The following is a 13,044-nucleotide window of genomic DNA, read 5'->3' on the forward strand; positions in this document are numbered from 1 at the left end:
GGCGTGGCATGGACTTCGAACTCGACGACGAACAGAAGCTGCTGCGCGACACGACGCGGGAACTCCTCGGCCGCAGCTACGACCCCGAGGCACTCGCGGCGGTCAAGGCGACGCCGCGCGGTTGGAGCGAGGACGTGTGGCGGAGGCTGGCAGAGACCGGACTGCTCGGGCTCGGATTCTCCGACGAGGACGGCGGCTCGGATGCCGGCCCGGTCGAGGTCGGACTCGTGATGTCCGAACTGGGCCGACGGCTCGCGCCGGAACCGCTGCTGGATGCAGTGCTGGTGCCCGGTTCGTTGATTGCCGACGTCGGCAGCGAGGCGCAGCGGCGGAAGATCCTCCCGAGTGTCCTCGGCGGCGCGGTGCTGCTCGCGTTCGCCCACGCCGAGTCGGGGACCCGGTGGCCGGCGGTCGAGGTGGGCACCAGTGCTGTGCGGCAGGGAGATTCGTGGACCCTCACCGGCACCAAGAATCCGGTGCCGCACGGTGACTGCGCCGACTCGGTCGTCGTGTCCGCGGCGTTGCCCGACGGCGGCGTCGGCCTGTTCCTGGTGGATGGGGACGCGCCCGGCGTCGCTCGACAGCGATATGCGACGCACGACGGCTTGCGGGCCGCGCAGATCGAATTCCGGGACGCCCCCGCCGAGCCGTTGGGCGACGGCGGCGATGTCGTCGCCGCGATCCGCGCCGCGCAGGTCCGCGCGCAGGCCGCGCTGTGTGCCGAGGCGGTGGGCGCGATGGAGGAGACCCTGCGGCTGACCACCGAGTACCTGCGGACCCGCAAACAGTTCGGTGTGCCGCTGGCGAGCTTCCAGACTCTCACTCAACGCGCGGCCGACATGTATGTCTCGTTGGAACTGGCCCGCAGCATGAGTCTGTACGCGACGATGTCGCTCGCCGACGGCGTGATCGATCCGGTCATCGCATCGCGGGTGAAATTGCGGATCGGCCGGTCGGCCAGGCACATCGGGCAAGAAGCGATCCAGATGCACGGCGGCATCGGTATGACCGCCGAATACGTGGTGGGGCACTACGTGTCCCGACTGACCGCGATCGAACACACCCTCGGCTCGACCGACGATCACCTGCGGGTCCTCGTCGCCGACGTCGCGGGGCACGACATGGTCGACGTCGCGGGCTGACGGCGTCCGCCCGGACGGCGCGAAGGGAGTGACCGATGGCGAACGGAATCGAGTTCGCGGTCCTGGGTCCCGTCACGGCCGTGCGCGGGGGCAAACCGGTCTTGCTCGATCAGCAGCAGCGCGCACTGCTCGCGGCACTGCTGGTGGCCTTCCCCTACTCCGTCGACGTCGAACGTCTCCGCGCGCAGGTCCGGCACACGCGGGCGGCGGCCGAGAGGAACGGGCAGCCCGGTGGCGGGGAGACCGATCCACTCGAGCAGGCGCTGGAGGGGTTGCGGAGTCGGCTCGACGGTGACCGCCCGGCGCCCGGCGGCAGCATCCTGGTGCGTGAGGGCACCCGGTACCAGCTCGCCGTCGAGCGTGATGCCGTGGATTCGGCCCGGTTCGTCGACCACGTCCGCCAGGGCGACGCGATGCTGCAACACTCGTCGGTCGCGGCCGCACACGCCTACCAGGAGAGCCTCCGTGAGTGGCGCGGCCTCGCCTATGCGGGAATTCCGTCGTCCGCGTTCACCGAGACCGTGTTCATCGAGAGCGAGGTGGCACGGCTGACCTCGATGAGGTACCACGCGCGGATGTCGTTGGCGACGGCACACCTCGAAGGCGCTGCGCCGGCGTCGGCGGTGGTCGAGGCCGAAGCGCTGGTGGCGGATCATCCGCTCGACGAACGGGCGTGGGAGTTGCTGGTGCTGGGGTTGTGCCAGTCGGGTCAGCTGCCGCATGCGCTCGCGGCGATCCGCCGTTGCCGCGCCATCATCGACGACCGGCTCGGCACCGAGATCAGCGCGGGTCTGCGACGCATCGAATCCGCGATCCTGACGAACGACAGCGTGTATCTGGAGTCGGCGCGGGTGTCGCCGCCGCCGCAGAAGGCGGGGTCGAATCTGGTGGTGCCGCGGACTCGTCTGGTCGATCGTGAACGGGACGTCTCGGCGGTCGTACAGTTGCTCGACGAGCGGCGGATGGTCACCCTGGTCGGTCCCAGTGGCGTCGGCAAGACCAGGCTCGCGGTCGAGGTGTGTCGTCGGCGCGACGATCCGGACGGGCCGTGGGTCGTGGATCTGACCAAGGTGACGGACGGGGCGCTGATCCCGTCGACGATCGCGACCCTGTTGTCGCTACCGGGGGTGGGTTCGGCGACGCACCTGGCGGAGGTGATGGCGGTTCGATCGTGCGTGCTCGTCCTCGACAACTGTGAGCACGTCGCCGACTATGCGGCCGATGTCGCGCGAGCGATCGTCGCCAGGTGCCCGCAGATTCACGTGATCGTCACGGGCACAGCACGGCTCGGGGTCACCGGTGAGGTCGTGTACGAGGTCGAGCCGTTGCCTGTGGACGACGTCGCGGTCGAACTCTTCGCCGAGCGGGCGGGCGGTGTCACCGCCGGATGGGAGTTGGATCCGAAGAATACCGAGGCCGTGCACACGATCTGTCGTGCGGTCGACGGGCTGCCACTGGGCATCGAACTTGCTGCGGCGCAGTTGCGGTGGATGCGTGAGGACCAGATAGCGGCCGGGCTCGTGGAACGGTACACGCTGCAGCACGGGAACTTGACGGAGACCATCGGTACTCGCGGTCGGTTGTGGGACACGATCGACTGGGCGAACCGGCTCATGTCGGACGAGGAGGCTCGGCTTCTGCGTCGGGTCGCGGTGTTCGCCGGGTCGTTCGACGTGGAGGGTGCTGCGGCGATGTGCCTGCTGGGCACCACGGTGGAGGTATCCGGGGTGTTGACCTCGCTGGTCCGCCGCTCGCTGGTCCGCGTGGTTCCCGGAAGCTCACCTACCCGCTACCGGATGCTGGCGACCGTGCGACGGTTTGCGCGTGAGCAGGCCGACGACGCCGAGATGATCGCGATCCACGCGGCGCACCGGGCTTTCGTGCTTGCGCGCGTCGAGTCTGTCGCGGGTGCGTTGCGGAGTGCTCGGGCAGGGCAGGCAATGAACATGCTCGGACGGGACCAGGCGGAGCATCGGGCAGCGCTCGAGTCGGCCTTCGCGGTGGACGACGCACACTATGCACTGGAACTGGCCGGTGGTCTCGCCTGGTACTGGTATCGCGTCGGCAACATCGGGGAGGGGCTGCAGTTCCTGCGCACAGCGCTGGATCTTGTTGCGGGGGACTGGCGTCCACCGGAGCCTCGCGTCATGGCGCGGGCGCTGGACGGGCTCGCGTCGCTCACCTACCTGACCGGTGATGCCCCCACGGCGGAGGACGCGGTGCGGCGCGGCGCGCAGCTGTGGTCCTCGATCGGTGAGATCGGCGAGGTGGCGCGTGACGACGCCTGGCGCGCGCATTTCGTGGCGATGCAGGGCCGGCCCGAGGTGGCGGTCGAGCTGGCACGCCACGCGGTGCAGTTGGCGGCCGAGCATGACGCAGTGTGGGCCGAGGCGGAGGGGCGGATGGTGCTCGGCATGCTGCTGCGCTCGGTGGGCGAGCTCGAGGAGGCTCGGGTCGAACTTCGGGAGGCGATTCGTGTCGCGGAGCGGTGCGGTCACCGGTGGGCGGTGACGTCGTCGACGTGGGCGCTGATGAAGGCGGCTGCGGATGCCGGCGATGTCGAAGGTGCACTGGCGACGATGCGGGTGCTGCGGGCCGATCTCCAGGAGGAGGGTGATGTGACGTCGTGGCTGGTCATGATCCACTCGACTGCTGCGGTTCTGGCGGCGGCGGGGCGTCCCACCGACGGTGCGGTGTTGTTGGGGGCCGTCGATGCGCTGGGCGCGCAGGCCGGTTTCTTGCCGGCGTGGCTCGACGCTGTGGATGGGCCGATCGAGGCCGCCGTCGTCCACGACGCCCTGGACGACGAGGAGTACGAGCAGTACGCGGCCGTCGGCTCGCACCTCACTCGCGAAGAGGTCAACCGGTTGGTGGGCGAGCTCGTCGAGGGGCCGGTTCCGGAATCACATTAGAGCCCAACGTTATACGGACGAACAGTCCCTCGAGTGTGGCTGCTACGCCGCCCGCGGTCCGGCCCGGTTGTGGGCGGGGATGGGCTTCTTGTGGGGGTCGACGGTGCTTGGTGGTGTGAACCTGGGGGTACCCCCTGCACGAAGTGCTTGGGGGCGGATGTCGGTCGATGCCGATCTCGACGTCCCAGTGCGAGTGGTGGAGTAGTCGGTGGTGGTAGCGGCACAGGAGCACCAGGTTGTCGAGGTCGGTGGGTCCGCCGTCGGCCCAGTGTTTGACGTGGTGGCCTTCGCAGTGGGCGGGTGGTGCGCCGCATCCGGGGAAGGCGCAGCCGTTGTCGCGGGCGACGAGGGCTCGGCGTTGTTTCTTCGAGACGGTGCGGGTGGTGCGGCCGAGGTCGAGTGGTACCCCGTCCTTCATGACGATCGGGGTGAGGTCGCAGTCGCAGGCGATGCGGCGGGCGGTTGCGATGGTGAGCGGCCCCATCCACGGCATCCAGGCGACGTCCTTGTCTCCCAACGTGTCCGCGTGATCGGCGGGCGTGGTGCTGCCTGTGTCGGCGTGGTCGTCAGTGTTCGGCTCGGTGCGGGCGAGGTCGCGGGCATTCATGTGGAGTGACAGGTGTGGCAGTTCGGCGCCTTCGACAGGAGCTGCGCCGGAGTTCAGATAGTGTCGCAGGATCTCGGTGAATGCTTCGGCGCGCCGCTGTCCGGGGGTGCGGAGGTTCGTGGGGTCGTCGATCGGATTCCTCGGTTTGGTGAGGGCCGACAGTGCGGTGAGGAGCATTTCGCCTGTGCCCGAGTCGAAGTCGCCTTTGACGGCGACGCGCCCGTTGAGGGTTTTGGAGGCGTGGAGTTCGTTGCGGTCGGTGTCTTCGCTGGCGGGCAGTTCGTCGGATTCGAAGATTCGCTCGAGTTTCGCGATGGCCCCACGGACGGTGTCGGTGGTGGCTGTGGGTCCGGTGGCGCAGTCCAGCAGCACGTTGCGGCACGAATCGAGGGCTTCGTCGGGCATGCCGCGGGGCGGGCGCTCGCAGAATTTGGCGATCAATCCGGCGTGGTCGGCGGAGATGCGGCCGCCGTCGAAGGCGTCGGCGATCTCGGGTTGGCGTCGGAGGGCTTTGCCGAGGGCGAGGATCCGGGCGGCGGCGGGTACTTGGAGGAGGGTTTTCGATGCGAGCCAGAGTTTGACGCTGCGGAAGCCGAGGGTGTCGAACGAGACTGCGCGCTCGTCGATTTCGGCGACCGCGGCGACGCGGAGTGTTTCGAGGCGTTCGATCTCGTGGGAGATGGCGACCGCGGCGGCGAGGAGTTCGGATTCGGGGAGCGCGCGCACGTCGTCGGCGTGCAGCGGTAAGGCAGCTGCGCCTGGTTCGATGATTCCCCCCGGATTCATGCTGCAAGTCTAGTTCGAACTGATGTTCGAGTCAATGGTCTTCTAGTTGTACCGCCCTGGCGGGGCGCCCGGCCGGATCGGCCGGCCGACGACGAGCTGGAGCGAAAACGTCTCCTCTCAGCAGTAATACCGTGGTCTTTGTCGGGATCGTCGACTACAACGTCGACGTGAGGGTTGATCACGAGCTGAGCGATCGCGTCGGACCCAGCACCAATCGACGCGAAATGGGGATCGACGTCGCACGTCACACACCACGCATGATCGGCCGGCCACACGAACGCTGGGGTTGGGGCTTCGATGTCGTGCAGAAGCGTCTTGATCTGGACGTCCCATTCGGCGAAGTCGGCAAGTGCTCCGTGGAACAGAAAGTAGTCGCGGTTCGGTATCGAGACCTTCGGCATCGGATCGTCGATGTGGAAGCTTGGCCATCCATCCCAAATGCAGAAGTAGCAATCATCAGGCGTGCCGGTGCATCGGGCCAGCTGGGTCAGGACGACACCGAGTTGTTCGTTGTCGGATAGCGCGTCCGGAGCGGCGTGGACATTGTTGGCGCTTTGTCCCGGATGGCCCGGGTCCGGGATGAACCTCAGACGTGCGTACTTGTCGAAGCAGCGGGGCCCGCGAGCGGCCAGTCGCCGCCAGTCCTCGTCTCGCTGTTCGAGCCAGAGCGCAGCCGATAGATCGACACACCGTGTGATGGTCATTCGAGCAGTATGTCCGCCCCTGAATTGTCGAGCAATCAGCGAAGCTGACCCAGCAACCTCCTTCTCGGCTGACGCGGATTCATATCGCTCTAGGGGACTTGGAAGATTCCGATTCCTCGGCCCCGCGTCAGTCGTCCGAGTCCGTGGCGGTGGTGTGCACCACTCGTCGCGGCTCGTACCACACGTCGCCTGCCGGTTCGCCCGCCATGTTCCAACTCCACGACACTGTCGGGATGATCCGTGAGTACAGTCCGGCGCCGACGATCCCGACGCGTTCGATCGGCGGGTCCGCGATCCCGTAGACCCGGATGCACTTGGCGGTGAGGGGGTCGAGCGACATCAGTTCGTCGACGACGAGTGCCACCCTGTCGTGGCCGCCGAGTATGTTTCGGAACTTTCTGGTGTGAAGCACGGGCTCGCCGGTCCCACCGATCCAGAAGTGGGTGCCGTCGAACTCGAAGGCGAGTGGGACGACATCGGGTTGGCCGTCGTCGGACGTGGTCGCCAGTCGAGCGAGCGGTTGTGACCGCAGGAACTCGACCTCGTCGTCAGTGAAGGACATAGGCTCTTCCTCTCGTGATCACCCGCCCGGGCGCACCCACTCGAAAGCGTGTGCCGCGGAGCGTGTTCCCTCTGCGGTGCGGGAGCGGTTGGGCTCGCCGAGTTCGGCGAGCATCGGAGTCGCGATGTCGACGAGGCCGGTCACTGCGGCCGGTGTCAGCCACCCGGGGCGGGTTGCGAACGCGATGTCCTCGCTGGAGGTGTTGCCGCTGGCGCCGGGGGCGAACGGACAGCCGCCGAGTCCGCCGAGCGAGCCGTCCACGACCGATGCCCCGGTGGCGATCGCGGCGAGTGTGTTCGCGACACCGAGCCCCCAGGTGTCGTGGCCGTGGAAGACGATGCGCCGCTCGGGGCTTTCGGTCGCGACCCGGCCGATCAACGCCGCCACCTGCGCGGGCACCGCCTGGCCGAGCGTGTCGGCGAGGACGATGTCGTCCGCGCCGTCCGCGCGGGGATCGTTCGCGATCGACAGCACCCGATCGGCCGGGACGTCGCCCTCGAACGGGCACGTGAACGACGTTGCGATACACAGCTGGATGCGCCCACCGACGGCGCGGGTCAACTCGATCGCCGCCGGCATCGCGGCCAGGCTGTCGTCGGTGGAGCGGCCGATATTGGCGCGGTTGTGGGATTCGGATGCGGAGAAGCAGTACTGGAAGTTGCGGGCGCCGGCAGCCGCGGCCTTCTCGACGTGGCGTGGGGTGGCCACCCACACCCAGCAGCGGTCGAGTTCCTCGGGCGTCAGTTCCCCGATCACCTCGAGGGTGTTCGCCATGGGCGGCACCAGGTCCGGCCGCGCCATCGACCCGATCTCGAGTTCGGGTACGCCCAGTGCGAGGAGCCCGCGCGCGATCTCCAGCTTGCGGTCGGTGGGCAGCACCTTGCCGGTGAGTTGCAGTCCGTCGCGCAGCGTCACGTCGCGCAGGATCGATTGCGGTGCAAACGAGTAGCTCATCAGTCCTCCGTCTCGGCGATTATCCGCTCGATCTCGGCGTCGGATCTGCCGAGCACGCTCGCCAGTACCTCGCGGGTGTGCTCGCCGAGGTCGGGGCCGACGTGATCGATCGGGAGCGACCTGTCGCCGATCACCGGCACGATGCCGGGGAACCCGACCGGCTGCGGTGAGTCCGCGCCGGTATCCACGTCGAAGGTCTGAATCATGTTGCGCGCGTTGTACTGATCGTCATCGACGATGTCGGCGGCGGTGTAGATCGGCCCGGACGGGACGTTCGCCGCGTCGAGGATGCGCAGCGCGTCGTCGCGGGTGTGGCGGGACGTCCACTCGCCGATCGCGGCGTCGAGTTCGTCGCGGCGCGCCCAGCGTCCGGCGTTGGTCTGCAGTTCCTCGTCGGCGGCGAGGTCCGGTCGTTCGATCGTCTCCATGTAGCGCTGGAAGATCGCGTCGCCGTTGCCGGAGATGATGATGCTGGTGCCGTCGTTGCACGGGTACGCGTTGGAAGGCGCGATGCCTTCCATGCGGCCGCCGACGCGTTCGCGTTTGACGCCGTACGCGAGGTAGTCGGGGATCAGTGACTCCATCATCGACATGATCGACTCGTTGAGCGCGACGTCGATGATCCGCTGCGACAGCGCGAGCGATTCGCCCGTGCGGGACTGGCGTTGGAACAGCGCCATCACCGAGCCGAAGGCGGCGTACAGGCCGGCGATGGAGTCGCCGATCGACACACCCACCCGGACCGGCGGACGGTCAGGGTCGCCGACGAGTTCCCGGAATCCGCCGAGCGCCTCGGCGACCGCGGCGAAGCCGGGCCGTTCGGCGAGCGGGCCGGTCTGACCGAACGCGGAGATCCGGGTGATCACCAGATCGGGATTGACCGCGTCCAACTGCTCGGGGCCGATGCCCCACTTCTCGAGCGTGCCGGGCCGGAAATTCTCGAGCAGGATGTCGCACTGCGCGGCGAGGTCGAGCACCAGCTGCCGGCCTTCCTCGGTCCGCAGGTCCAGCACGATCGACTTCTTGTTGCGGTTGATCGTGCGGTAGAGCATCGACGTGGTGCCCGAATACAGACGCCAGTTGCGCAGTTCGTCGCCGGTGCGGGGCCTCTCGACCTTGATCACCTCGGCGCCGAAATCGGCGAGCAGCCGACCGGCGGTGGGGGCCGCGATGTAGTTGCCCAGCTCGAGCACGCGCACGCCCTCGAGGGGCCGGGTCGGGATGTCCTGCGTCATCCCTCGATTCAAGCAGTTTCCGGCGCGTCGTGGTTCTCCCGTCCAGCGGGAAATGACATGCGGATACGCCAGCGCATACGGTGTGCTGAATGAGACGTGGGCCACATTCGATGTGTGGTCGCCCGACGACGGATGGAGTGCATGGTGGGTCTGAGTTCGGATCGGATCGTGGTGGTGACCGGAGCCAGCCGCGGTGCCGGCAAGGGAATCGCGCTCGCGCTCGGGGCGACCGGCGCGAAGGTGTACGTCACCGGACGGACGCAGACCGAGGGCGACGCACCCCTGCCGGGCACCGTGTTCGCCACCGCCGAGGAGATCACCCGCCGCGGCGGTGAGGGAGTTCCCGTCGTCCTCGACCACAGCGACGACGCCCAGGTGGAGGCGTTCTTCGCGCAGCTCCGCGAGGAGCACGGACGCCTCGACATCCTGGTCAACAACGCGCTCAACGTGCCGGACGAGCTGACCAAGAAGGGCCCGTTCTGGGAGAAGTCGCTGTCGCTGCTCGACGTGCTCGACGTCGGCATGCGGTCCAGCTACGTGTCGAGCTACTACGCCGCACCGCTGCTCGCCGCCAACGGTGAGGGCCTCGTCGTCAACACCTCGTCGTTCGGCGGTACCTGCTACATGCACGGCCCCGCGTACGGCGCCGGCAAGGCCGCGGTCGACAAGATGGCCCACGACATGGCTGTCGACTTCCGGCCGTTCAACGTCGCGGTCGTCTCGCTCTGGATGGGTCTGCTCCTGACCGAGCGCACCAAGGCCGGGTTCGATGCGAACCCGGGCGCGTACGACGGACTGGCGGCGACCGCGGAGTCGGCGGAGTTCCCCGGACGCGTCATCGACGCGTTGGCCCGTGACCCCCAGCTGATGAAGCGCAGCGGCCAGGTGCTCGTCGGCGCCGAGGTCGCGGAGGAACTCGGGGTCAAGGACCTCGAGGGGAAGCAGCCGCCGTCGCATCGCCAGTTCCTCGGTAACCCGCCGGTGTTCTCCGACGCCGTCATCGACTGACACCGATCTGCAGCGGACACGTATCGGATCGGTATCGACCGCGCGGACCCGACGTGTCGTCCCGGTGGGGGCGACCGTCGGGTCTAGCGTTCGTGGCGGACGTGAATTACCGCGTAGCCGTCGTTGTCCGCACACCCGAGTCGAAATCACGCGCCTGGGACGTGAGGGAGTCGTCATGGAGTCCACCGCAATCAAGTTCGTTCTGCTGAGTCTGTTCCTGGTAGGTCTGGTCGTGGCCGGTGTCGGGGTGGCCGAACTGCACGTGCACGCCACGGTCGCGGCGCTGATCGTCGCGTCGGTGTCGGGGCTGCTGCTGCTCCGCATCCGGGCCGAATCGCACGGCCGCCTCGAGCCGCGAGGCCGAATCGCAGGCTGACGGCGTCGTCGTCGCCACGCAGTTTCCGGATTTCTGGGACAGTGGTGGGCAGGAGCCCTTCGAGGAGGCGCGATGCCTGCACCCGACCCGTCCGCCGCCGTGACCGAACGGCGCGCCCGTATCAACGACCAGGTCCGCCGCTGGTGTGAGCGTGCCCGGCTCGACGGCCGGCACCCGCCGCTGTCCGACGTCGCCGCGCTGTTGATCGCGGCGAGCCGAGTGGACGGGCCGACGCGGCAAGCCCTGACCGCCCGTCGTCGTGCGGGCCGGACGATTCCGTCGATCGGCGGTTTCGGTGGTCTTCGCCTGCTCACCGACGAGCACGCCCGGCTTGCCACCCGGGCGGCGTCGTTGCGGCCCGGCCCGGTCCAGCTGGCGCACCGCTATCGCGCCGCGGAGCTGGCGAAACGTATAGACGGGCTGCGTTCGGCGGTGACGATGTCGAACATGCACTACGGCGGTGGCGTCCGGGCTATTCGCCGCGAGCGCCGTGACGGGGTGCATCTGGACCCCGGACAGCGCGACGCGCTGTTCGCGGCGTTGCAGCACACCCCCGCTCCGTTGCCGGTCGAGCGGCGGCATCTGCACGAGTTCCGCAACGCGGTGCTCGAGTCGACGGCGCAGCATGTGGCCCGGCTGTCCGAGCACACCCGGGCCGAGGACGTGGGTCGCCGGGCGGTCGACGCGCTCGAACGTGCCGTGGAACCCGACGACGATCGGTTCGCCGACCGCTACGACACCCTGCTGTTCCTCGCCGGCTCGCTCTACGACCGGATCGAGGGTTCTCCCGCATGGCATTCGGAGCACTTCGTGGTGCAGCGCGCGCAGCTGGATCTCGCGGAGGAGCTCACGCAGATCGCGGTCGACACCGTTGCGCTGCAAGGCATCCTCGGTGAACTCGACAACGCGCTCACCTCCACGCCGGCTGCTCGCGACCAAGTGCAGTCGCGCCACGACGCGTTGGTGCCGGTGTGGGACCAGCTGGTCGATCGGGTCGCCGCACTGGCCCGGATCGGGGACCTGCTGTCGCAGGCCGAGACCCAGCTGCGAGCAATGGCGTCGATGCGCTGGGCCACGAGCCTCGATACCCGGATCGACGATCTGATCGCCCGTTCCGGCAACCGGGAGCTGTCGGCGGACAACACGCACCAGGTCGGCGATCAGTTCGGTGGTGTCGAGGAATTGATGGGCACCTATCGGAGTGCGCTGGGCGGTGACATCGCGGCACTCACCGCCCGGGGCGCGTCGTGACCTCCGGCATCAGGCCGTTGCCTCGCCGTCGAACCAGTCCCACTGCCATGGGGTGATCGCCTCGAGCGCGCCCCGGAAGAGCGCGCCGCCGCTCTCGGTGCCGGTTTCGGACCATGGCGCCCCCGAATCGCGTAGTCGGGACAGAACCGTCGACGGGTTGTCCTCCACGGCCACGAGCGTGACGAGGATCGCGGCCTCGTCTTCGGCCGCGCCTTCCCGGCTCGGCCAGACCGGGGGCACCAGGTCGGGCACGCTCACCAGCGACCACGCCGAGGTGACGCCCGGGACGTCGACGAGTGCGGGGACGACATCCTCGAGCTGCGTGCGATAGCACTCGTGGAGCTGCTCGCGCGCCAGCCCCGGTGCGAGGACTCGCACGTCGAGCAGCATCCCGGAGACCGGTCGGAAGCACACCGCCCTGGGCGTGAGCCGCACGTGCGGTGCGATCGCGCCACCGATCCGTCGGAGGAAGCTCATGAACGGGCGTTCGAGGAGTCCGATGTCCGGGCGGCGCCCCTCGCGGAACGTGCTCTCGGCCAGCTCCGCCCACGTGTCGATCGCGGGATCTGCGGGATCGTCGAACCAGTACAGGTTGGCGTAGTGGAGGTCCTCGAAGGGCCCGGTCGCGGTGGCCTGCTCGCGACCGGCCGGGGTCAGGACGAAACGCTCCCCGGTGGCGACGCCTGGCAGTGCGAGGTTCTCGGGCCGGTGGTCCAGTTGGTGCCATTCGTTTGACGGTTCGGTGGTGGCGGGGGTCGGCTGCCGGACGACAAGAAGGAACTCGCGTTCCCGGCGTCGCCGCACTACGATTTCCGCAGCCCGGAATACGCCACGTTCGACACCGTCGTCACCGAGAAGTGGGAATCGACTCGCGGCGTGGGACATTCGTTCGCCGCCAATCGAAACGAACGACCGGACGACATCGTCACGGCCACCGAGCTGATCCGCTCGTTCGTCGACATCGTCAGCAAGAACGGCAACCTGCTGATCGGAATCGGTCCCGACCCCGACGGCACGATCCCCGAGGTGCAGCAGGCTCCGCTGCGTGGGCTGGGGGAGTGGATGGCGGTCAACCGCGACGCGGTGATCGGCAGCCGGCCGTGGACGACTGCTGCCGGAACGACGTTCGAGGGCACTCAGATGCGGTACACCCGCAAGGGCTCCGACGTGTTCGCGTTCCTGCTGGAACTACCCGGAACCCGACGCTTCACGCTGCGCGGAGTCGACATTCGTGACGTGGACGGGGTCGAACTGCTCGGCGACCCCGCCGCACTGGACTTCTCCACGATCGACGGCCGGCTTTCCGTCGAACTTCCTCCGCAGGTGCCCGTCTCGGCCACGTACGTGCTTCGATTGGCGGGCGTGGCCGGCTAGCCGGCCACGTGCCGGATCACCAGCCGCGCTCGGCGAGTCGGTGCGGCTGCGGGATGTCGTCGACGTTGATGCCGACCATGGCCTCGCCGAGTCCGCGGGAGACCTTGGCGAGCACGTCGGGGTCGTCGTGGAA

11 protein-coding genes and 2 pseudogenes are annotated in these 13,044 nt (G+C 68.3%); 6 read left to right on the top strand and 7 right to left on the bottom strand.

Features of this window, described 5'->3' with window-relative positions:
* The first annotated feature begins 8 nt into the window (after positions 1-8).
* Both DEU38_RS02505 and DEU38_RS02510 read left to right on the top strand, forming a co-directional pair.
* Positions 9-1,142, top strand: a complete 1,134-nt coding sequence (locus DEU38_RS02505; RefSeq protein WP_114718512.1) for an acyl-CoA dehydrogenase family protein — start codon at positions 9-11, stop codon at positions 1,140-1,142.
* 35 nt (positions 1,143-1,177) lie between these two features.
* Positions 1,178-4,054 carry a BTAD domain-containing putative transcriptional regulator gene (locus DEU38_RS02510; RefSeq protein ID WP_114718513.1) on the top strand — a complete coding sequence of 959 codons (2,877 nt, stop codon included), beginning with the start codon at positions 1,178-1,180 and terminating at the stop codon, positions 4,052-4,054.
* A 42-nt stretch (positions 4,055-4,096) separates the two neighbouring features.
* Here the strand turns inward: DEU38_RS02510 and DEU38_RS02515 are convergent.
* The 5 genes and pseudogenes from DEU38_RS02515 to DEU38_RS02535 all read right to left on the bottom strand — a co-directional run bounded on the left by DEU38_RS02515 (position 4,097) and on the right by DEU38_RS02535 (position 8,902).
* Positions 4,097-5,447: pseudogene (locus DEU38_RS02515) on the bottom strand (DUF222 domain-containing protein).
* Positions 5,444-6,151, bottom strand: coding sequence for a hypothetical protein (locus DEU38_RS02520; RefSeq protein WP_258557606.1), 708 nt, complete (start codon positions 6,149-6,151; stop codon positions 5,444-5,446). Before DEU38_RS02520 ends, DEU38_RS02515 begins: the two are co-directional and overlap by 4 nt.
* Before the next feature lie 127 nt (positions 6,152-6,278).
* Entirely contained in the window at positions 6,279-6,713 is a 435-nt protein-coding gene (locus DEU38_RS02525) for a PPOX class F420-dependent oxidoreductase (RefSeq protein WP_114718514.1), read from the bottom strand.
* Between the two features lie 18 nt (positions 6,714-6,731).
* Positions 6,732-7,667, bottom strand: a complete 936-nt coding sequence (locus DEU38_RS02530) for a hydroxymethylglutaryl-CoA lyase (protein ID WP_114718515.1) — start codon at positions 7,665-7,667, stop codon at positions 6,732-6,734.
* On the bottom strand, positions 7,667-8,902 hold the full coding sequence (locus DEU38_RS02535; RefSeq protein WP_114718516.1) for a CaiB/BaiF CoA-transferase family protein: 1,236 nt from the start codon (positions 8,900-8,902) through the stop codon (positions 7,667-7,669). Before DEU38_RS02535 ends, DEU38_RS02530 begins: the two co-directional genes overlap by 1 nt.
* A 132-nt stretch (positions 8,903-9,034) precedes the next feature.
* Between DEU38_RS02535 and DEU38_RS02540 the strand changes: the two genes are divergently transcribed.
* The 3 genes from DEU38_RS02540 (at position 9,035) to DEU38_RS02550 (ending at position 11,537) form a co-directional block, all read left to right on the top strand.
* Positions 9,035-9,910: an SDR family NAD(P)-dependent oxidoreductase gene (locus DEU38_RS02540; protein WP_114718517.1), complete on the top strand. Its 876-nt coding sequence runs from the start codon at positions 9,035-9,037 to the stop codon at positions 9,908-9,910.
* A 175-nt stretch (positions 9,911-10,085) separates the two neighbouring features.
* Positions 10,086-10,286, top strand: coding sequence for a hypothetical protein (locus tag DEU38_RS02545; protein WP_114718518.1), 201 nt, complete (start codon positions 10,086-10,088; stop codon positions 10,284-10,286).
* 72 nt (positions 10,287-10,358) lie between these two features.
* Complete coding sequence (locus tag DEU38_RS02550) at positions 10,359-11,537, top strand: hypothetical protein (RefSeq protein WP_114718519.1); 1,179 nt, start codon at positions 10,359-10,361, stop codon at positions 11,535-11,537.
* A gap of 9 nt (positions 11,538-11,546) precedes the next feature.
* Here DEU38_RS02550 and DEU38_RS02555 read toward each other — a convergent pair whose 3' ends face one another.
* Positions 11,547-12,341 carry a hypothetical protein gene (locus tag DEU38_RS02555; protein ID WP_114718520.1) on the bottom strand — a complete coding sequence of 265 codons (795 nt, stop codon included), beginning with the start codon at positions 12,339-12,341 and terminating at the stop codon, positions 11,547-11,549.
* On the opposite strand from DEU38_RS02555, the gene DEU38_RS02560 reads away from it, so the two are divergent.
* Entirely contained in the window at positions 12,297-12,911 is a 615-nt protein-coding gene (locus DEU38_RS02560; protein WP_114718521.1) for an alpha-L-fucosidase, read from the top strand. The two genes, DEU38_RS02555 and DEU38_RS02560, sit on opposite strands and share 45 nt — an antisense overlap.
* A gap of 16 nt (positions 12,912-12,927) precedes the next feature.
* On the opposite strand, the pseudogene DEU38_RS28950 reads toward DEU38_RS02560, so the two are convergent.
* Positions 12,928-13,044, bottom strand: a pseudogene (locus DEU38_RS28950) (pyridoxal 5'-phosphate synthase lyase subunit PdxS); the annotation flags it as partial.

The sequence above is a fragment of the Rhodococcus sp. AG1013 genome (assembly GCF_003350365.1).
Taxonomy (GTDB): Bacteria; Actinomycetota; Actinomycetes; order Mycobacteriales; family Mycobacteriaceae; genus Prescottella.